Consider the following 19,843-nt stretch of genomic DNA (forward strand, 5'->3'; position numbering starts at 1 on the left):
ATCGCATAGGTAACAGGAGAATGAAAGGTAGCGAATAACAGCAGAACAAAAACACCTCCAGACATTAGTCTGGAGGTGTTTGGATAGGCTGGCAGTTGCCGGCTTATACTCCTTGCGGAGGTGTTTTTTCGATAACTTTATCGATCAGACCGTATTCCTGTGCATCTGCAGCAGTCATGAAATAGTCACGATCGGTATCTTTTTCGATACGTTCCAACGGCTGGCCTGTACGTTCAGCCAGGATTTTGTTCAGCTTGTCACGCATTTTGAGGATACGACGTGCACGGATTTCGATATCCGTTGCCTGACCTTGAGCACCACCCAGTGGTTGGTGAATCATAACTTCACTGTTTGGCAGCGCAAAACGCTTGCCTTTGGCACCTGCATTCAACAGGAACGCGCCCATACTCGCAGCCATACCTACGCAGATCGTAGATACATCGGCTTTGATAAATTGCATTGTATCGTAAATAGCCATACCTGCAGTAATGGAACCGCCTGGGCTGTTAATGTAGAGGTGAATATCTTTCTCAGGGTCTTCGGCTTCCAGGAACAGCATCTGTGCAATAATTGCATTCGCTACCATATCGTTAACCTCAGAACCAAGGAAAATGATACGGTCTTTCAGCAGACGGGAGTAAATGTCATACGCACGTTCACCACGGCTGCTCTGTTCAACGACCATTGGGATATAACTCACTAGAAACCCTCCTTAGATTACAATCATAATAAGTGTGATTATATAGTGGATCATTACTTCAAACAATATCAGGAACTCAATTGTTCTTACCACATTATAGGATAATTCAAACTAAAAGTCAAAGATAGTCAAACTATTGACTGTAAAACTGCCTGAACTGCTAAAAAATGGGTTAATGATGAAGAGGAACATTTGCTGTTCTCTATGGACACAATATGTCCCGTCTATAAGATAGAGACTGGATCACGGATCCGACAAGTCTTATCTTGAAATGCAGATCTGGCCGCGTATATATAATTGCTACTATAGGAATACTATTATATGCAGATACAAAAATAACCAGCCTGGGCTGGTTACGTCATTACTATTTCATCGAAGAAAAGATTATGTAATTAATCATGCGATAATATATACGTGCTACGATCAAGCTCTGAGCATCTGCTGCAAGAAAAGTAAAGTGGCGCGCCCGCCAAGAATCGAACTTGGATCTCAGGCTTCGGAGGCCTACGTCATATCCATTGGACCACGGGCGCATATCAGCAACAGCAAGAATTAGTATAGATGAAATAAAGTCAAAAAGCAAGCAACGCTTCCATAATAGTTATAACATGCATCTTCCATAATTAGTTGTCGCAAAGACTTGCTTCCCACGCAAAAATTGGTTAATATAGACGTGGGACTTAAAAAGTTATGCCGGGACATTTTGAGTCCATTATACGTAGCCTGAGTTACTGGGTATCCAATTACACTGAGCGAGACAAGTTGCAGGAGTGGAAAGCATGCGAAAATTACTTGAAATACAACAGCAGCTTCTGCCCGATCTCACCGATGTATTGAAGAAAAGATATGCTATTTTACATCAGGTCATGCTGACCGGAATTGTCGGGCGTAGATCGCTTGCCGTTTCCCTCAATATGACAGAGCGGGTACTGCGGGCTGAGACCGACCTGCTCAAAGCTCAGGGACTCCTTGAGATTGAGAGTACAGGAATGAGGATCAGCGAAGCAGGCAGGGAACTGCTGGAGGAACTTGAGCCTATTATGGAAGAGTTGCTCGGATTGTCCGTATTGGAAGATCGCATCCGTGATGTGTATGGACTAAGACAGGTTGTTATTGTACCTGGAGACAGTGACACATCAGCCAGTACCAAGCAGAATCTTGGCAGAGCTGGTGCCAAAGCTCTGCTCAGTGTGATTCGTGAGAATGATATTGTAGCTGTAACCGGCGGCTTTACGCTTGCCGAAGTAGCAGAACAACTTAGCCCAACTTTTCCAGCACCTCTAAAGGACGCCTGGTTCGTACCGGCAAGAGGCGGACTTGGCGAGAACATGGAGTATCAGGCTAACTCCATCGTTTCGACCATGGCTAAGCGTGTAGGCGCGCAGTACCGGCTGCTGCATGTGCCCGATCTGCTGCGCAGAGATGCTTACGAGCTGCTGTATCAGGATCAGAATGTCCGTGAGATTGTCGATTTTATCCGGCGTGCACGAATTATCATTCATGGCATCGGTGATGCGATGGAGATGGTGCGGCGCCGGAGACTGGACCCACAGACGGTAGAGGAGATCCGCAGTGCTGGAGCCGTAGCCGAATCATTCGGCCACTATTTTAATGAAGATGGTCAGACGGTGCACCATATGCTGACCCTCGGACTTCAGCTGGAGGATATTGCGAATGCCGAAGTCGTTATTGGAATAGCGGGCGGACGCAGCAAAGCCAAATCTATCCATTCTGTACTTAAATTCGGACAGGAAGATATCCTGGTCCTCGACGAAGCCGCTGCCAGAGAGATCGTCAAGGAGCTATAGTGGTTTCCTTGTATCAATCAATGTTATGCTTGTGACGGTGTCACGGCATGCATCACTGGCAGCAGACACACAAGCTTCATCTTATTATCGTTGTCTTGACAGGCTCGAGAGGGTCATGTCTTGATTGAATAAATCATAAACTTATTTCTAGGAGGAATTAACTCATGGTTAAAGTTGGTATTAACGGTTTTGGACGTATCGGACGTCTGGCTTTCCGTCGTATTCAAGACGTAGCAGGTATCGAAGTGGTAGCAATCAACGATCTGACAGACGCTAAAATGCTGGCGCATCTTTTGAAATATGATACTACTCAAGGTAAATTCAACGGCGAAGTTGAAGTACACGATGGTTTCTTCAAAGTAAACGGCAAAGAAGTTAAAGTTCTGGCTAACCGTAACCCTGAAGAACTGCCTTGGGGCGAGCTTGGCGTAGACATCGTACTGGAGTGCACAGGCTTCTTCACAACAAAAGAAAAAGCTGAGCTTCACCTGAAAGCAGGCGCTAAGCGTGTTGTTATCTCCGCTCCAGCAACTGGCGAAATGAAAACAATCGTTTACAACGTAAACCACGAAATCCTGGATGGTACTGAAACAGTTATCTCCGGCGCATCTTGCACAACAAACTGCCTGGCACCTATGGCAAAAACTCTGCAAGACAAATTCGGCGTTGTTGAAGGTCTGATGACTACAATCCACGCTTACACTGGCGACCAAAACACTCTGGATGCTCCACACGCCAAAGGTGACTTCCGTCGTGCTCGTGCAGCTGCTGAAAACATCATTCCTAACACAACTGGTGCTGCCAAAGCAATCGGTCTGGTTATCCCAGAACTGAAAGGTAAACTGGATGGCGGAGCACAACGTGTGCCTGTAGCTACTGGTTCCCTGACTGAGCTGGTAACTGTTCTGGAAAAATCCGTAACCGTTGAAGAAATCAACGCAGCTATGAAAGAAGCTTCCGATTCGGAAACTTATGGCTACACTGAAGATGAAATCGTATCTTCCGACATCAAAGGTATGACTTTCGGTTCCCTGTTCGATGCGACTCAAACTCGCGTTCTGACAGTTGGCGACAAGCAACTGGTTAAAACTGTAGCTTGGTACGACAACGAAATGTCCTATACAGCTCAACTGGTTCGTACTTTGGAGTACTTTGCAAACAAAGCCTAATACGAAGCAGCAGCTGGAATAAATATTAATTCCATAAAGCGGAAACAGATCTCATTTGTTTCCGCTTTTTCTAAGTTAACATCTGACAGATGCTGTCGGTGTTAGCGATAAGCTGTTCCTGATTTTACTATGGATGGATTGGATATGGACTGCCGGAGCAGAAGAAAACAGCGGGAATGATCCCGGGAAAATCATTTCGGTCTGTCCTTTCGGAAGGCAAAGCGCAGTAAAGAACAATCTGTTCAAAATACGGACATGGAGGAACGACGATGAATAAAAAAAGTGTGCGTGATGTAGAAGTAGCTGGCAAAGTGGTATTTGTACGTGTGGATTTTAACGTACCTATGGAAAACGGGAAAATTACGGATGACAAGCGTATCCGCGAGACGCTGCCAACAATCAACTACCTGATTGAAAAAGGTGCAAAAGTTCTGCTGGCAAGTCACTTGGGTCGTCCAAAAGGTGAAGTGGTTGAATCCATGCGCCTGACAGCTCCGGCTGAGCGTCTGTCCGAACTGCTGGGCAAACCGGTAGCCAAAGCTGACGAAGCTATCGGCGATAGCGTAAAAGCAAAAATCGCTGATATGAAAGAAGGAGACGTACTGGTTCTTGAAAACGTGCGTTTCTACCCTGGCGAAGAGAAAAATGATGCTGAACTGGCAAAATCGTTTGCCGAACTGGCTGATCTGTTCGTAAATGATGCATTCGGCGCGGCTCACCGTGCACATGCTTCTACAGAAGGTATCGCTCACCAACTGCCGGCTGTATCCGGTCTGCTGATGGAGAAAGAACTGGATGTACTGGGTAAAGCCCTGAACAATCCGGAGCGTCCTTTCACAGCAATCATCGGTGGTTCCAAAGTAAAAGACAAAATCGATGTAATCGACAACCTGCTGAACCTGGCAGACAACGTAATCATCGGTGGCGGTCTGTCCTATACTTTCATGAAAGCACAGGGTCATGAAGTTGGCCAATCTCTGCTGGATGAAAGCAAACTGGATGTAGCTCTGGGCTTTATCGAAAAAGCGAAAAACCTGGGCAAAAACTTCTACCTGCCGGTAGATATCGTAATCTCCGATGATTTCAGCGCAGATGCAAACACGAAAATCGTTGAAGTTGGCGACATTCCTGCAGATTGGGAAGGTATCGACATCGGACCGAAAACTCGTGAAATCTATGCAGATGTTATCAAAAACTCCAAGCTGGTTGTATGGAACGGACCTATGGGCGTGTTCGAAATCGAACCATTCTCCCATGGTACACGTGCAGTCGCAGAAGCTTGTGCAACAACTGACGCTTACACTGTAATCGGTGGCGGTGACTCCGCAGCAGCAGCTGAGAAGTTCCACCTGGCTGATAAAATGAACCATATTTCCACAGGCGGCGGCGCTTCCCTGGAATTCATGGAAGGTAAAGAGCTTCCAGGCGTTGTGGCACTGAACGATAAATAAGTTTACAATAGAGGCAGTATGCATGTTGCAAGCAGGGCATGCAAGTATGGAATAGAAGGAGTGATCAAGCAGTGAGAACACCAATCATTGCCGGTAACTGGAAAATGTTCAAAACCGTTCCGGAAGCCAAAGCATTCATCGAAGATATCAAGGGCAAAGCAGAAGTAGAAGGCGTAGAGAGCGTAATCTGTGCACCATTTACCAACCTGCCTGCACTGGTTGAAGCTGTAAAAGGCACTTCCATCAAAATCGGCGCACAAAACCTTCATTTCGAAGACAACGGCGCGTACACTGGTGAAATCAGTGGCGTTATGCTGAAAGACCTGGGTGTGGACTATGTAATCATCGGTCACTCCGAGCGTCGTCAATACTTTGCGGAGACAGACGAAATCGTCAACAAAAAAGTACTGGCAGCATTCCGTCATGGTCTGACTCCTATCGTGTGCGTGGGCGAGAAGCTTGAAGAACGCGAAGCGGATCAAACCAAAGACGTATGTAAAGTACAAACTGAAGGTGCATTTGCTGGTCTGAGCGCAGATCAAGCCAAAGCAACCGTTATCGCTTATGAGCCTATCTGGGCGATCGGAACAGGCAAATCTTCCACTTCTGCTGATGCGAATGAAGTTATCTCTTACATCCGCGGCGTAGTGAAAGACCTGTACAACGAAGAAGTGGCAAACGCAGTCCGTATCCAATACGGCGGTAGCGTGAAGCCTGAGAATGTGAAGGAGTACATGGGACAAAGCGACATCGACGGTGCACTCGTCGGCGGTGCCAGTCTTCAGCCTGATTCTTACATTCAGCTGGTTGAGGGGGCGAAGTAAATGTCAGCACCAAAACCGGTAGCTCTGATTATCATGGACGGATTCGGTCTTCGCGCAGAAATGGAAGGCAACGGTGTTGCCCAGGCCAAAAAGCCGAACTACGATCGTTACATGACTGAATATCCTCATACTACACTCACTGCTTGCGGTGAAGCGGTAGGTCTGCCGGAAGGGCAGATGGGTAACTCGGAAGTAGGTCACCTGAACATCGGTGCAGGCCGCATCGTATATCAGGATTTGACCCGCATTTCCAAGTCGATCCGTGACGGAGAATTCTTCCAAAATGAAGTGCTGAAGGGCGCATTCGAGAATGCTAAATCCGGCGGCAAAAAGCTTCATATCTTTACACTGCTGTCTGATGGCGGCGTACACAGTCATATTGACCATCTGTTCGCTACACTCGATATGGCAAAAGCAGAAAACTTTGAAGATGTACTGATCCATGTATTCCTGGACGGACGCGATGTATCGCCGGACAGCGGTAAAAAATACATGGAACAGCTGACTGAGAAAATCAGCAGCGTAGGCATTGGCAAAATTGCCAGCGTACAGGGACGTTACTATGCGATGGACCGTGACAAACGGTGGGAACGTGTAGAAAAAGCTTTCCGTGCGGTTGCTTACGGTGAAGGTCCTCAATTCAAAGATCCTCTGACTGTAGTAACTTCTTCGTATGCTCAGGAAGTCTATGACGAGTTCGTAGAACCTTCCGTGATCGTCGATGCAGATGGACAACCGGTAGGAACTGTAGGCGATGGAGATTCCGTAATCTTCCTGAACTTCCGTCCTGACCGTGCGATCCAGCTGTCCCAGGCGTTCACACAGCCTGAATTCGCAGGCTTTGAGCGTGGCGACTATCCGAAGAATCTGTATTATGTATGTCTCACCACATACAGCGATACCGTTCGCGGACATGTAGCTTACGGACCGAAGAGTCTCGACAACACACTGGGTGAAGTGCTCGTGAAAAACGGTAAAACCCAGCTGCGTATTGCCGAGACAGAGAAATACCCGCACGTAACCTTCTTCTTTAGCGGCGGACGTGATGTGGAACTGGAAGGCGAGACTCGTATTCTGATTAACTCTCCAAAAGTAGCCACTTATGATCTGCAGCCGGAGATGAGTGCGCGTGAAGTGGCTGATGCTTGTATCGCCGAGATCGAAGCGGAAAGACAGGATGCTATCATCCTGAACTTTGCCAACCCGGATATGGTAGGCCATTCCGGTAAGCTGGAGCCAACGATCAAAGCGGTAGAAACAACAGATGAATGTGTAGGTCGTGTCGTGGAAGCGATTCTGGCCAAAGGCGGCGTGGCGCTGATTACAGCTGACCATGGTAATGCCGAGACCGAGATTGATGAGAATGGACGTCCTCAGACTTCCCATACCACCAACCCGGTTCCATTTATCGTCACTGACAAAAATGTAGTACTGCGTGAAGGCGGAATCCTGGGCGATATCGCTCCAACGATTCTGGATCTGCTGCAAATCGCGAAGCCGGAAGAAATGACAGGCACGTCCATCATTTCCAGCCGCAAGTAAACGATAGGCAGTCTGACGTACCATTTGGAACCAACGGTTTATGGCAGGTGTCATGGATGTACGATTAGCAGACAGGATCAGCTGTGAATTGATCACTCGCAGCCGAGAGAAAGTCTGTGTACATCATGGCCGAGCTCATGTCATGAACCCGCATTTTCCGTAATGGACGCTGATAAATATCGCCTGCTGACCGGTTTGCAGGAAGTGGGCCTGTTTCTCGGCTTCATTTTATAAATCAAGGATCATCAAGATCCCAAATTACTTACCTAAAAAGGAGACTTTTTACTCATGACGATTATCTCTGATGTATACGCACGCGAAGTCCTTGACTCCCGTGGTAACCCAACTGTTGAAGTAGAAGTATATCTGGAATCCGGCGTAATGGGCCGCGCAATCGTACCATCCGGCGCATCCACTGGTGCTCACGAAGCTGTTGAGCTTCGCGATGGCGACAAATCCCGTTACCTGGGTAAAGGCGTACTGAACGCTGTTAAAAACGTAAACGAAGTTATCGCTCCAGAAGTTATCGGCATGGACGCTGTAGATCAACTGCTGATCGACCGTAAAATGATCGAACTGGACGGAACACCAAACAAAGGTAAACTGGGTGCTAACGCAATCCTGGCAGTATCCATGGCTGTAGCACGCGCTGCTGCAGAAGCTCTGGACCTGCCACTGTACATCTACCTGGGTGGATTCAACGCAAAACAACTGCCAGTACCAATGATGAACATCATCAATGGTGGTGAGCACGCTGATAACAACGTTGACGTACAAGAGTTCATGGTTATCCCTGCTGGCGCTACTAGCTTCAAAGAAGCTCTGCGTACAGGTGCTGAAATCTTCCACAACCTGAAATCCGTACTGAGCAGCAAAGGTCTGAACACTGCTGTAGGTGACGAGGGCGGTTTCGCTCCTAACTTCACTTCCAATGAAGAAGCACTGACTTCTATCATTGAAGCAATCGAAAAAGCGGGTTACAAACCAGGCGTTGACGTATTCCTGGGTATGGACGTAGCTTCCACTGAGTTCTACAAAAACGGTAAATACGAGCTGGCAGGCGAAGGTAAATCTTACACTTCCGCTGAGTTCGTAGACCTGCTGGCTTCATGGGTAGAAAAATACCCAATCATCAGCATCGAAGATGGTTGCTCCGAAGACGATTGGGAAGGTTGGAAACTGCTGACCGAACGTCTGGGAGAGAAAGTTCAACTGGTTGGTGACGATCTGTTCGTAACAAACACTGAACGTCTGGGCCGTGGTATCGAAGAAAACATCGGTAACTCCATCCTGATCAAAGTTAACCAAATCGGTACTCTGACAGAAACATTCGATGCAATCGAAATGGCGAAACGTGCTGGTTACACAGCAGTTATCTCTCACCGTTCCGGTGAATCCGAAGACAGCACAATCGCTGACATCGCTGTAGCGACTAACGCTGGTCAAATCAAAACAGGTGCTCCTTCCCGTACAGACCGTATCGCGAAGTACAACCAATTGCTTCGTATCGAAGATCAATTGGGTGAACTGGCGAAGTTCGATGGCCTAAAATCCTTCTACAACCTGACTGAGCACAGAGGTCTGACGAAGTAATTATTACTTCGCGATCGCAGCATTTTCCGGCTGACACCAGCCGGATATGACTGCACCATTGCTTGGTAGAACTGCATAAATAAAAATGTACAGGTTATGCTGCTCCCAAACGGTCTGGGCCGCTACTTAGCCGTCGAAAGGGCAGCATACCGATACATCCGCCAGTCATCTGCTTATGCAGGTGGCTGGTTTTTTATTACCAATTCAGACAGGTTCCGGCTTCCAGCCATTGCTATACAGCCGGAATTTGTGCTAAACTATAAATGCTGTTTCTATAACATGATTCGTGAATTTGTACATTTATAGATGTTCGGCGCATTCGCTCTAGGAGGTGGAATTCATGCAATTGACTTTGCAAATCTTGCTCACCATTTTTTCCATTGGTCTGATTCTTGTTGTATTACTCCAAAAAGGTAAAAGTGCGGGCCTGTCCGGTGCCATCTCTGGCGGCGCTGAGCAACTTTTCGGCAAAACCAAAGCACGCGGAATGGAACTCGTACTGCAGCGCGTAACAATCGGTCTGGCAGCAGGTTTCTTCATTTTGGCGATTCTGGTTGCTGTATTTAGATAAATAAGCCAGGTTCTTTATGACTGGCTCAGGCACGTCCTGAATAGCCCGTTGCCGGGAGAGAAATTCTCTTCTGCAGCGGGCTATTTTTATGTATTCTGTTCATAAAGAGTTCATAGAGCAGAGCTATACTTGGAATTGTTCCCGAGCTTGTCCATTATTCCCATGTAAGTTGAAGCAAGACCGAAGTCCATGATGTGCAAGACCCTTTACGGTCCATTTGTCACTCCTTACCAAGGAGAGAGTGACAGATGGATCGTCTTTTTTTATAAAGGATCTGTACAACCTATTTCATTGCGCTGATAGTAATGCGTTAATAGAACAGTACTAACTAGTATGGCGCTAATAGTGCTCTACTGATTGTACTCTGCTAATTTCAACTACTGTAATTGGAGGAAACTAATTTCAAATAGAATTCATTTAAACAAACACCTGCCTGCTCCATCCATAGTGAAAGAATACGATGTGCTATTTGTCTAACTACGTAAAATAGCAGGCAATTCCTGAATATTTCGGGCGAAATAAGGGGATTCGATTAATTTAGTGTATACTAGGGTATGTGTATACTAAATGAGGCATGACGGATCTGGCAGAAAAAGCCGTTGTCATGCGCACGGACTGCGTTTGACCTGTGTGTCATCGACACAGATCCGCTTGTATCGCATCGCAAACCAGGATTACATACGAACCGAATGCACATAATCACTGCTGACGGTTGGCCGAGGTGAAACCAATGATTACAGAAGAACAACTATTAACATTCATGCGCACTGACGCATATAAACCAATGACGTACCAGGAGCTGGAAGAGCATTTTCAGATTGAAGATGCCTCGGATTTCAAAGAACTGGTCAAACTGCTCAACAAGCTGGAAGATGCCGGCGATATTGTTGTAAATAATGCCAACGCTTACGGTGTGCCGGAGCGCATGGATCTGGTCCGTGGACGGATTCAGGCTCACGCCAAAGGCTTTGCTTTCCTGATTCCGGAAGACCGGGAGCATGGTGATGTATATATCAACGCCAATGATCTGAATACCGCCATGAACGGCGATACTGTATTCGTGAAGGTGACTTCCCGCAACACATCCGGTGGACGGATGGAGGGTGTGGTCGTTCGTGTAATCGTCCGCAAAAATACCCGTATCGTCGGCGTATTCCAGGCGCTGGACACGTATGCTTTTGTACTGCCGGATGACAAGCGGATCAACCGGGATATCTTTATTCCCAAGGAGTCGTTTGGTGGAGCGGTAGACGGCGAGAAAGTCGTTGCCGAGATTACCAACTATCCGGAAGGCCGTGCTGCGGCAGAAGGACGCGTTATCGAAGTACTTGGTCACAAGGATGATCCGGGTGTCGATATCATCTCCATTATCCGTAAGCATCAGTTGCCAGAAGCTTTCCCGGATGAAGTAATGGACGAGGCGCAGGCTGCGCCGGATGAAATTACCCAGGAAGAGATTATCCAGCAGGGACGCCGCGATCTGCGCGGTAAAAATATCGTTACGATCGATGGCGAGGATGCCAAGGATCTGGATGATGCGGTCAACGTGGAGCGTCTGGAGAACGGTAACTATCGTCTGGGCGTTCATATCGCCGATGTAGGCTATTATGTACGCGAAGGCTCTATGCTGGACAACGAAGCCTACAATCGCGGCTGCAGTGTGTATCTGGTCGATCGGGTTATTCCGATGCTGCCGCATCGCCTTTCCAACGGGATATGCAGTCTGAATCCGCAAGTGGATCGTCTGACCCTCTCCTGCGAGATGGAGTTCGACGAGAATATGAAGGTAGTGAACCACGATATCTTCACCAGCGTGATCAAGACCAAGGAACGGATGACATACAAAAACGTCCGCCGTATTCTGGAAGATGAAGATCCGGAACTGCTGGAACGCTATGCGCCACTCATCGACGACTTCAAGCTGATGCGCGAGCTGGCGATGCAGCTGCGTGACAAGCGGATTCGCCGCGGCGCGGTTGATTTTGACTTTGAAGAGTCCAAGATCATTCTGGATGAAAGCGGCAAGCCGATCGATATCGTAAAACGCGAGCGTTCGGTGGCCGAGCAGATTATCGAAGAATTCATGCTGGCAGCTAACGAGACGGTTGCCGAGCATTTCCACTGGCTTAAAGTGCCATTCCTGTATCGTATTCACGAGAACCCGGATCAGGAGAAACTACAGGGCTTCCTGGCCTTCGCTGCCAACTTTGGTCATGCAGTCAAAGGTACAGGCAATCTGATCCACCCGCGTGCACTTCAGCAGCTGCTGGAACAGATCAAGGGCGAGAAGGAAGAGACCGTGATTAGCACAATGATGCTGCGGTCGATGAAGCAGGCGAAATACTCTGCAGAGAGCACAGGCCACTTTGGTCTGGCAGCAGAGTACTACAGCCACTTCACTTCCCCGATTCGTCGTTATCCCGATCTGGTCATCCACCGGGTGATCCGCGAAGTGATCGAGAACGGCGGCAGCGGCCTCACACCGGAGCGTCAAGCGTATCTGGAGAGCCGCATGGCGGATATCGCCCAGCAGTCTTCCGAACGCGAGCGCGTCGCGGTAGATGCCGAGCGTGATACCGACCAGCTCAAGAAGGCCGAATATATGCTGGACAAAGTCGGTCAGGAATTCGAAGGGATCATTAGCAGTGTAACCGGCTTCGGTATGTTTATCGAGCTGGAGAATACGGTAGAGGGTCTGATCCGTCTTGGTATGCTGACAGATGACTATTACCATTTCGACGATCAGCATATGATTCTGCTTGGTGAGCGTACTTCACGTATCTTCCGTATCGGGGACAGCATCACGATCCGCGTGGCGAACGTCAATATGGACGATCATACAATCGACTTTGAACTGCCGGATATGCCGAAAAGTAATCGCCGTTCGGGTGGTGACCGTGGAGCGCGTGGAGATAATCGTGGTGGACGCGGAGCACAGGGTGCCCAAAATGGCGAGAAACGCGGCGGTGGCAGAGGCAAGAACAAAAATGCCAAAAAAGCCGAGCGCTTTGGTAAAGCAGCGAAAGCCGCCAAAACTGACATGCCTGCCAAAGCAGCCCCCGCTGCAGCTTCAACTCCGGCTACACCGGCAACAGGCGAAGCAGCTGCAGCCGGCAAGCGCAAGCGGAAAAAAGAAAAAGGGATCGGCTTCTCTTCATCGTCTTCATCCAGTGCACCAAGCCGCAGCTTTGGCTTTGGTTCCGGCAAGGGTGGATACGATAGCCCGGTCACTTCCTCCAAAAAAGGACAAGGACGCAAACGGCCAGCAGCCGATGCAGGTCCAGGATCCGCTGTCAGCCCGGCAGCTCCAAAGGGAGAAGCAGGATCAGGTGCAGGACGTCCGCGCCGCCGCAAGAAAAAGAATAAACCACAAAGTCCTGAATAAGCATCATCATCTGCTGACAATGTCTATTCGGTACGTCCCGGTACGATACATGCTACAAGAGCAGTACATCGGGCCGAGACAAATCGACAGACAGCATATAGATAGTGTTGCTTACAGGGTGAAATAAAGACGGGAGATGCGCGCTGAGCAAGCAAGCGTACATCATGGAACAGATCGCAAGCAGACAGTGCCGGGACCTGTATCATCGGCCCCGGCTTTGTTGCTTTGTCCCGGATCCCTTGCTACAATAAATGACCATAAGATCCGGCAATAACCGGCAAATCTCTGGAAAGGAGGAATCCAAGATGGCGACCAAAAAAGGCGAAAGCAAAGTACTGGCTCAGAACAAAAAAGCATCCCACGATTACTTTATCGAGGATACGTACGAAGCCGGTATGGTGTTGACCGGAACCGAGATCAAATCGCTGCGCCGCGCACGCGCGAATATCAGCGATGCCTTCTCCACGATTCGTAATGGTGAAGTGTTTCTGCACAATATGCACATTAGCCCGTTCGAAGAGGGGAACCGGAGCAATCCAACCGACCCGACCCGTACGCGCAAGCTGCTGCTGCACAAGGAGCAGATCAGCAAGCTAATCGGTGCATCCAAGCGGGACGGCTACACGCTGGTGCCGCTCAAAATTTATATCCGCAACGGCTATGCCAAACTGCTGATCGGCCTCGGTAAAGGTAAAAAGCAGCATGACAAGCGTGCTACAGCCGCCAAGCGAGATGCGCAGCGTGATATCCAGCGTGCAGTGCGGGATAGCCAGAAGATCGGCCGCTGATCGATAAGGCTGAGAAGCTGCAGGCAGGAGACAGTGTTAGATTTACCATGAATGAGGGTAATAACAGATATGGTAAATGGCTGTTTTGGTGAAGCGCCTGCAGCTACCCATTTGCAGGAAAATGTGGTATAATCAAAGTCTGTGGGAAACGAAAAAAGCGTTTGGTATTTATCAATCTGCTGCTGGATGTTCCCGGTGCGGTCCTTTCTATGGAGGGAAAGACTGCATGGATGATTGTTTTCGGATAACGAGACTCATGTGCTTGTATCCGTCTTAATCCAATCCCTTTTATCAAGGGGGCGTTTTTTGGATTCGACGGGGGTAGGTCGGGCATGAGTAGCGGGTAGTGGGGACGCGTCCGCTTTATCAACGCTAAAGCCTATTAAACGGCAAACAACAAACTAACTACGCTTTCGCAGCCTAAGAAACTGTGAAACGTGCTCTCGCCTCGCATCGCCCATGTGCCAGGATGAGGGCCCAACTCTTAGTGGGCTACGCTGTCACATCTCCGCCTGGGGTGTGCTGAAGAAGATAATCAGGCTGACCCAACGTAGAGCCGGTTACAGGGCGCTACTCGGGTGACATTAAATCTGTGACTACACCCGTAGAAGCTTGTGTAACGTTGCCTTCGGACAGGGGTTCGACTCCCCTCGCCTCCATATGTACGAAAAAGAGACACCATTAAATGGTGTCTCTTTCGTTTTTAAGCTTGTTTTGATTTTCAAGAAATGATTTTAAAATTTCTAAAGTAGAAGAGATTTCTGCCAAACTATCGATTTTGATATTAAGTGTACCTACATTGATAACCATCAAGTTCTGATTTGATTGTAAAGATTTAATACTAGTTCTTGTCATAGCTTCATCAACGGAATATCTTTCTAGAAGATCGTTGAGATTTGAAAGATCAATTTTTGACCATTCATTAACTTTTAAATCAGGAGGATTAATTTGATAATACAAAGGAACCCTTCCTTTTCTTTTCAGATATTGCTTTTAACTTTTAATCTTACTTTTATAATAGATAACTATTACTGTAGGTTCAATTTTTTTTGAAATAAAGAATTTCCAATGTGAGTATTTTGCCATAGCCTCACTCTATAACCAGATATGCCTTTTAAGCTTACGTAAAAACCATCCCCCTCGTGCTACAATCAAACTACTATAACCAAGCACAATCCACACCAAGGGGGATTTCAAATGAGTGATAAATTTCAAATCGTAGGCAGCCTGCTGCGTCCAGCGGAACTGCTAGAATATAAAACGCAAATCGAACACCGTGACGATATCCAATACCCGTTCTACCAGGAATTCGATGGTTATCAAGAGTGCGAACACCGCGCGATTCAGTCCGTTGTAGAAAAAGAAATCCAGCATGATCTGTCGATCATCACCGATGGTGAGTATTCCAAGTCGATGTGGCATCTGGACTTTGTCTGGGGGTTCCAGGGGATTGAGCGCTATATCGCAGATCATGGCTACTTTTTCCGTGATACAGACGGCAGTTCCAAGTACGAGACGCGTAAAGACATCGGGCTGCGCATCACCGGCGAACTGGGTGGTAAGAATCACCACTTTATCGAAGTATTCAAAAAGCTGAAAGACCAAGCAGGCGATCGGGAGACCAAGCTGTGCGTTCCTTCTCCATCCCACATTTTCGGAGAGCTGTCCTGGTCGGATAACATCGGTGGTACGGATGCGGTGTACCAGACGCAGCAGGAGCTAAAAGCTGGTCTAGTCAAAGCATACAAAGAATTCGTGGAGGAGTTTGCTGCTGCGGGCGGCAAAATTCTGCAATTCGACGATTGTCTGTGGGAGCTATTTGCAGATGACAATCCGAACTCTCCATACACTGGCGAGAATATTGATCAGGAGCAGGTACAGACGCTCGCAGCCGAGTTTATCGATATCAGCAATATTATCATCGACTACGGTCACATCCTTGGTCTGAAAATGTGGACGCATAACTGCCGTGGTAACTACGATTCCCGCAACATGGGCGGCGGCTCTTATGTGAAGATCGCCAACCTGTTCTTGAAGCAGCTGAAATACGATCGCTTCTTCCTGGAGTGGGATGACGAGCGTGCAGGTTCGCTGGAAGCACTGGCTGTATTCAAAGACAAGCCAGAGACGGAAGTGGTATTGGGGCTATTGTCGTCAAAAACGAGCACGCTGGATGATGAAGAGCGTGTGCTGCGCCTGCTGGATGAAGCGTCTACTATTATCGACAAGGATCGTTTGCTGTTGTCTCACCAGTGCGGCTTTGCTTCCTGCGATGGAGGCAATGAGCTGACAGAAGACGAGCAGTGGGCAAAAATTAATCAAGGGCAGCGGATCGCCAAGCAGTATTGGGCGAAGTAATCTCCGTTTCTCTATAAGCCATAACAGGAGCAGGCACCTCGAGGTGTCTGTTTTTTGTGGTCATTTCGTTCTGCTGATAGTATTGGTATAGTTACAGACTAATTCCTAGCGATAGTACAGACGTATCTAAATCAAGAGAAGTACCTTTGGTTGTTTGTTGCTGAGATTTTGTTATTTACTATCTAGTACTTAGAAATCACTGCTTCATTAAAGGAATTATCTAGCAGCCTGTGGAATACCCCAGTATATGGAGGATGATTACATGAATGTAGAAAAATGGATCGTTGAAGCAGATATTCAAACCTTACAGCAAGCCATGGAGTCAGGAGAAGCAAGTTCGGAAGAAATCGTTCAAGCGTACATAGAAAGAATTCATACTTTTGACGGTAAAATCAAATCTGTTCTAGAAATCAATCCGGAAGCAATAGAGATTGCCAGATCGCTGGATATAGAGAGAAAAGAAAAAGGCAGCAGAGGACCGCTGCATGGTATTCCTATCCTGCTCAAAGATAATATCGATACCGCTGACCAGATGCATACGAGTGCGGGATCAATAACGCTGGAGCATTCCTTTGCGCAGCAAGATGCTGTCGTTGCCGACAAGCTTCGGACTGCTGGTGCGGTTCTGCTGGGGAAAACGAATATGACGGAATGGGCTGGCTTTATGTCTGTCGATATCTGGGCGGGATACAGTTCACGTGGTGGACTGACGCTGAATCCGTATGGACCAGGTGAGCTGTTCGTGGGTGGCTCCAGCTCTGGATCGGCAGCAGCTGTTGCCGCGAATTTTGGCGCAGCAGCGATTGGTACGGAGACATCCGGGTCTATTATTAGTCCAGCCAGTCAGAATAGTGTAGTTGGTATCAAGCCTACTGTCGGTCTGATCCGCCAGGATGGAATCATCCCGATCGCCTTTAGCCAGGATTCGGCAGGGCCGATAACGCGCACAGTCACGGATGCGGCGATTTTGCTGGAGATGCTGGAGGATAGAGAGGTACAGCAGCAACATAGTACCCATGGTACCAAGGATATGGGTGGTAGCTATATCTCGTCTCTGGATACAGCCTTTCTGAAGCAGGCTCGAATCGGTATCCCCCGGTATTATTATCAGCATCTCGATAAAGACAGATTGGAAGTCATCGAAGCAGCTATACAAGTGCTCCGCCAGCAAGGAGCGACGATTATCGATCCGGTACATCTTCCCTGTGAAGATGCCCACTGGGATGCAAACGTAATGCGTTATGAATTCAAGTATGCACTGAATAGCTACTTAAGCCGGTTGCCTGAACATATTCCTATTCACTCTTTGGCCGAAGTGATTGCTTTTAATGAACAACATGCAGAGAAGACATTGAAGTACGGTCAGGGCACATTGATATGGGCGGAAGAAACCAGTGGTACCCTGACCGAGCAGGAATATCTGGACAGTCTGAGTTATAACAGAGAAATGGCTGGGGAAAAAGGAATTGATTATGCGCTGAATCAGCATAAGCTGGATGCCCTGCTTTTTCTAGGCGGTGAAGGTGGATCCGATCTGGCTGCCCGAGCAGGATATCCGATCATTACAGTTCCGGGTGGATATGCGGAAGAAGGAGTGATTGCGCCCGGTGGTTATATTACGAAGGGGCCGCAGGGAGTATCCTTTGTGGGTACAGCATGGAGTGAGTCGGTATTGATTCAGATTGCATATGGATTTGAGCAAGCTACCTGGCATCGAGTTGAACCTTGTTTGAAATAGGTTATGTATTTTGAGAGAAGCTTCGGTGAAGAGCAGGATATTTTTTATTATGACAGCATCTAATATAGTATTCAAAGGAGCTGAATAGGTGTTAAGCAGAGAACAACTACAGGAAGCATTGAAGAAAGCATATGAATATGCACGTAAACAGGCAAAAGAATCTGGTGCATCTATTTATTATATAAAAAATGATAAGCGAATCCGCGAAGATGCTAATGGTAATCAATTTGAACTAATTTATAATGCTGATGGAAAGAGACGAGAAATCGAATATCATGAATAAGTGAATGAATTACGCTTTTTTGTAAAGAGAAATAAGATGAAAAATTCGCTTTTACTGAACTTTGTTTCCCATCGCAAACTCCTTTATAATAGTAGGCTACTATGTACTGCGACAGGAGGAAGCAATGGAATTTATCAAACATCAACTGACAGGTCTTGGGTTAAACGGGCTTACTAATCTATATCTAGCGAATATACTTATGGTGCTTTTTATAGCTTTGCTCTGCATAGCAGCTAATTTCATCACCAAAAAAATCGTACTGCGTACGATTATTCATATCGTCAATAACAACCGGTACACCTGGGACAATATCATTGTGGAGAAAAGGGTATTTCACAATCTCTCCCATCTCGTGCCGGCCATCATCATTTACTTCTCTGCGCCGATTTTCCCGCTGTACCAAGTGCTAATCGAAAAAGCGGCCATGACGTATATGATCATTATTATGATCACTGTTGTGAATGCGCTGCTGAATGCATTTGAGACGATCTACCGCACGTTTGAGATTTCCAAGATCCGGCCGATCAAGGGCTACATTCAGGTAGTAAAAATCGTCATGTTCATCATCGGAGGGATTGTGGTAATCTCCAATCTGATCGGTCAGAATCCGCTCATTATTCTGAGTGGCCTGGGCGCACTATCCGCTGTGCTGATGCTGATCTTCAAGGACTCTATCCTCGGTCTGGTAGCGGGTATTCAGTTATCTTCCAATGATATGGTACGTGTCGGTGACTGGATCGAGATGCCTAAATACGATGCAGACGGAGACGTTATCGATATTACACTGAACACGGTCAAAGTCATGAATTTTGACAAGACGATTACGATGATTCCAAGCTATGCACTGATCTCGGATTCATTCAAAAACTGGCGGGGCATGCAGGTGTCAGGCGGACGCCGAATCAAGCGCAGCGTTCATATCGATACGAGCAGCATCCGTTTTTGCAGTGACGAGATGATTGCGGAATTCCGCAAGATTCATTATTTGGCGGATTATATTACTATCCGTTTGGAAGAGATTAATACTTATAACGCAGAGCACCAGATTAACAGGGACAGCAATGTGAATGGCAGACAGCTGACCAATATCGGCGTATTCCGGGAGTATATTCATCAGTACCTGAGGAACCATCCGCAGATACACAAGGATATGACCCTGATCGTCCGGCAGCTGGCTCCGGGAGATAATGGGCTCCCGCTGGAAATCTATGCTTTTAGTAATGATACGACCTGGAGCATTTACGAAAAGCTGCAGGCGGATATTTTCGACCATATCTTTGCGGTAGCGCCGACCTTTGGACTGCGTCCTTTCCAAAATCCGACGGGACATGATATTGTACAATTGAAGGAAAACAAGCTGCTGTCATGAGGATGAACAGACACCAGATAAGTGATGGATAATAGGTGTCTGTATATGCGTCTCAATTGTATAGAATGATCAACGCAATAGATCCAATCCCAAGGTACAGCATGATGATTCATGCTGTACTTTTTTTGTTCAGAGATTTATTTTGTTCAAAAATTTGTTTGTTGGGAAATTTACGGTTTGGGAAATGTACTCGTCTAAAAAATATACTGCACTCGAAAATATACTGTACTCAAAAATGTATTACTCTGTAAAATACAGTCGGCA

The 19,843-nt window shown here is 47.4% G+C and carries 15 protein-coding genes, 1 tRNA gene and 1 other RNA gene; 14 read left to right on the forward strand and 3 right to left on the reverse strand.

Annotated features, from left to right (window positions below):
- Positions 1-103: 103 nt before the first annotated feature.
- Positions 104-700 (reverse strand): ATP-dependent Clp endopeptidase proteolytic subunit ClpP, encoded by a 597-nt coding sequence (clpP, locus tag H065_RS0120090; protein ID WP_017814883.1) that lies wholly within the window; start codon positions 698-700, stop codon positions 104-106.
- A gap of 458 nt (positions 701-1,158) precedes the next feature.
- A tRNA-Arg gene (locus tag H065_RS0120095) sits at positions 1,159-1,233 on the reverse strand.
- Positions 1,234-1,479: 246 nt separating this feature from the next.
- Between H065_RS0120095 and H065_RS0120100 the strand changes: the two genes are divergently transcribed.
- The 10 genes from H065_RS0120100 (at position 1,480) to ssrA (ending at position 14,493) form a co-directional block, all read left to right on the forward strand.
- Positions 1,480-2,508: a sugar-binding transcriptional regulator gene (locus H065_RS0120100; protein ID WP_017814884.1), complete on the forward strand. Its 1,029-nt coding sequence runs from the start codon at positions 1,480-1,482 to the stop codon at positions 2,506-2,508.
- 164 nt (positions 2,509-2,672) lie between these two features.
- Positions 2,673-3,677 carry a type I glyceraldehyde-3-phosphate dehydrogenase gene (gap, locus tag H065_RS0120105; RefSeq protein ID WP_017814885.1) on the forward strand — a complete coding sequence of 335 codons (1,005 nt, stop codon included), beginning with the start codon at positions 2,673-2,675 and terminating at the stop codon, positions 3,675-3,677.
- Between the two features lie 269 nt (positions 3,678-3,946).
- Entirely contained in the window at positions 3,947-5,128 is a 1,182-nt protein-coding gene (locus H065_RS0120110; protein ID WP_017814886.1) for a phosphoglycerate kinase, read from the forward strand.
- A 71-nt stretch (positions 5,129-5,199) separates the two neighbouring features.
- Positions 5,200-5,952 (forward strand): triose-phosphate isomerase, encoded by a 753-nt coding sequence (tpiA, locus tag H065_RS0120115; RefSeq protein ID WP_017814887.1) that lies wholly within the window; start codon positions 5,200-5,202, stop codon positions 5,950-5,952.
- Entirely contained in the window at positions 5,953-7,494 is a 1,542-nt protein-coding gene (gene gpmI, locus H065_RS0120120) for a 2,3-bisphosphoglycerate-independent phosphoglycerate mutase (protein ID WP_017814888.1), read from the forward strand.
- A 288-nt stretch (positions 7,495-7,782) separates the two neighbouring features.
- Positions 7,783-9,087, forward strand: coding sequence for a phosphopyruvate hydratase (eno, locus tag H065_RS0120125; protein WP_017814889.1), 1,305 nt, complete (start codon positions 7,783-7,785; stop codon positions 9,085-9,087).
- A 340-nt stretch (positions 9,088-9,427) separates the two neighbouring features.
- A complete protein-coding gene (secG, locus tag H065_RS0120130; RefSeq protein ID WP_017814890.1) occupies positions 9,428-9,658 on the forward strand; it encodes a preprotein translocase subunit SecG in 231 nt (76 codons plus the stop codon).
- A 730-nt stretch (positions 9,659-10,388) separates the two neighbouring features.
- Positions 10,389-13,043 carry a ribonuclease R gene (rnr, locus tag H065_RS0120135; protein ID WP_017814891.1) on the forward strand — a complete coding sequence of 885 codons (2,655 nt, stop codon included), beginning with the start codon at positions 10,389-10,391 and terminating at the stop codon, positions 13,041-13,043.
- 305 nt (positions 13,044-13,348) lie between these two features.
- Positions 13,349-13,831 carry an SsrA-binding protein SmpB gene (smpB, locus tag H065_RS0120140; RefSeq protein ID WP_017814892.1) on the forward strand — a complete coding sequence of 161 codons (483 nt, stop codon included), beginning with the start codon at positions 13,349-13,351 and terminating at the stop codon, positions 13,829-13,831.
- 295 nt (positions 13,832-14,126) lie between these two features.
- Positions 14,127-14,493, forward strand: a transfer-messenger RNA (tmRNA) gene (gene ssrA, locus H065_RS27485).
- A 19-nt stretch (positions 14,494-14,512) separates the two neighbouring features.
- Here ssrA and H065_RS0120150 read toward each other — a convergent pair.
- Positions 14,513-14,791 (reverse strand): hypothetical protein, encoded by a 279-nt coding sequence (locus H065_RS0120150; protein ID WP_017814893.1) that lies wholly within the window; start codon positions 14,789-14,791, stop codon positions 14,513-14,515.
- A gap of 237 nt (positions 14,792-15,028) precedes the next feature.
- Between H065_RS0120150 and H065_RS0120155 the strand changes: the two genes are divergently transcribed.
- From H065_RS0120155 to H065_RS0120170, 4 genes are all read left to right on the forward strand, one after another.
- Positions 15,029-16,189, forward strand: coding sequence for a cobalamin-independent methionine synthase II family protein (locus H065_RS0120155; protein WP_017814894.1), 1,161 nt, complete (start codon positions 15,029-15,031; stop codon positions 16,187-16,189).
- A gap of 262 nt (positions 16,190-16,451) precedes the next feature.
- Entirely contained in the window at positions 16,452-17,927 is a 1,476-nt protein-coding gene (locus H065_RS0120160) for an amidase family protein (protein ID WP_017814895.1), read from the forward strand.
- Between the two features lie 88 nt (positions 17,928-18,015).
- On the forward strand, positions 18,016-18,210 hold the full coding sequence (locus H065_RS0120165; RefSeq protein ID WP_017814896.1) for a hypothetical protein: 195 nt from the start codon (positions 18,016-18,018) through the stop codon (positions 18,208-18,210).
- Between the two features lie 124 nt (positions 18,211-18,334).
- Positions 18,335-19,579, forward strand: coding sequence for a mechanosensitive ion channel family protein (locus tag H065_RS0120170; protein ID WP_017814897.1), 1,245 nt, complete (start codon positions 18,335-18,337; stop codon positions 19,577-19,579).
- Positions 19,580-19,843 lie beyond the last annotated feature (264 nt).

This window comes from Paenibacillus shenyangensis (assembly GCF_000346635.1).
Taxonomy (GTDB): Bacteria; Bacillota; Bacilli; order Paenibacillales; family Paenibacillaceae; genus Saccharibacillus; species Saccharibacillus dauci.

What these genes read in the sequence shown, in the direction of transcription:
- smpB (WP_017814892.1), top strand. Translation starts at nt 13,349, where the DNA reads ATGGCGACCAAAAAAGGCGAAAGCAAAGTACTGGCTCAGAACAAAAAA.
- eno (WP_017814889.1), top strand. Translation starts at nt 7,783, where the DNA reads ATGACGATTATCTCTGATGTATACGCACGCGAAGTCCTTGACTCCCGT.
- gap (WP_017814885.1), top strand. Translation starts at nt 2,673, where the DNA reads ATGGTTAAAGTTGGTATTAACGGTTTTGGACGTATCGGACGTCTGGCT.
- H065_RS0120160 (WP_017814895.1), top strand. Translation starts at nt 16,452, where the DNA reads ATGAATGTAGAAAAATGGATCGTTGAAGCAGATATTCAAACCTTACAG.
- gpmI (WP_017814888.1), top strand. Translation starts at nt 5,953, where the DNA reads ATGTCAGCACCAAAACCGGTAGCTCTGATTATCATGGACGGATTCGGT.
- rnr (WP_017814891.1), top strand. Translation starts at nt 10,389, where the DNA reads ATGATTACAGAAGAACAACTATTAACATTCATGCGCACTGACGCATAT.
- secG (WP_017814890.1), top strand. Translation starts at nt 9,428, where the DNA reads ATGCAATTGACTTTGCAAATCTTGCTCACCATTTTTTCCATTGGTCTG.
- H065_RS0120155 (WP_017814894.1), top strand. Translation starts at nt 15,029, where the DNA reads ATGAGTGATAAATTTCAAATCGTAGGCAGCCTGCTGCGTCCAGCGGAA.
- H065_RS0120100 (WP_017814884.1), top strand. Translation starts at nt 1,480, where the DNA reads ATGCGAAAATTACTTGAAATACAACAGCAGCTTCTGCCCGATCTCACC.
- H065_RS0120170 (WP_017814897.1), top strand. Translation starts at nt 18,335, where the DNA reads ATGGAATTTATCAAACATCAACTGACAGGTCTTGGGTTAAACGGGCTT.
- H065_RS0120110 (WP_017814886.1), top strand. Translation starts at nt 3,947, where the DNA reads ATGAATAAAAAAAGTGTGCGTGATGTAGAAGTAGCTGGCAAAGTGGTA.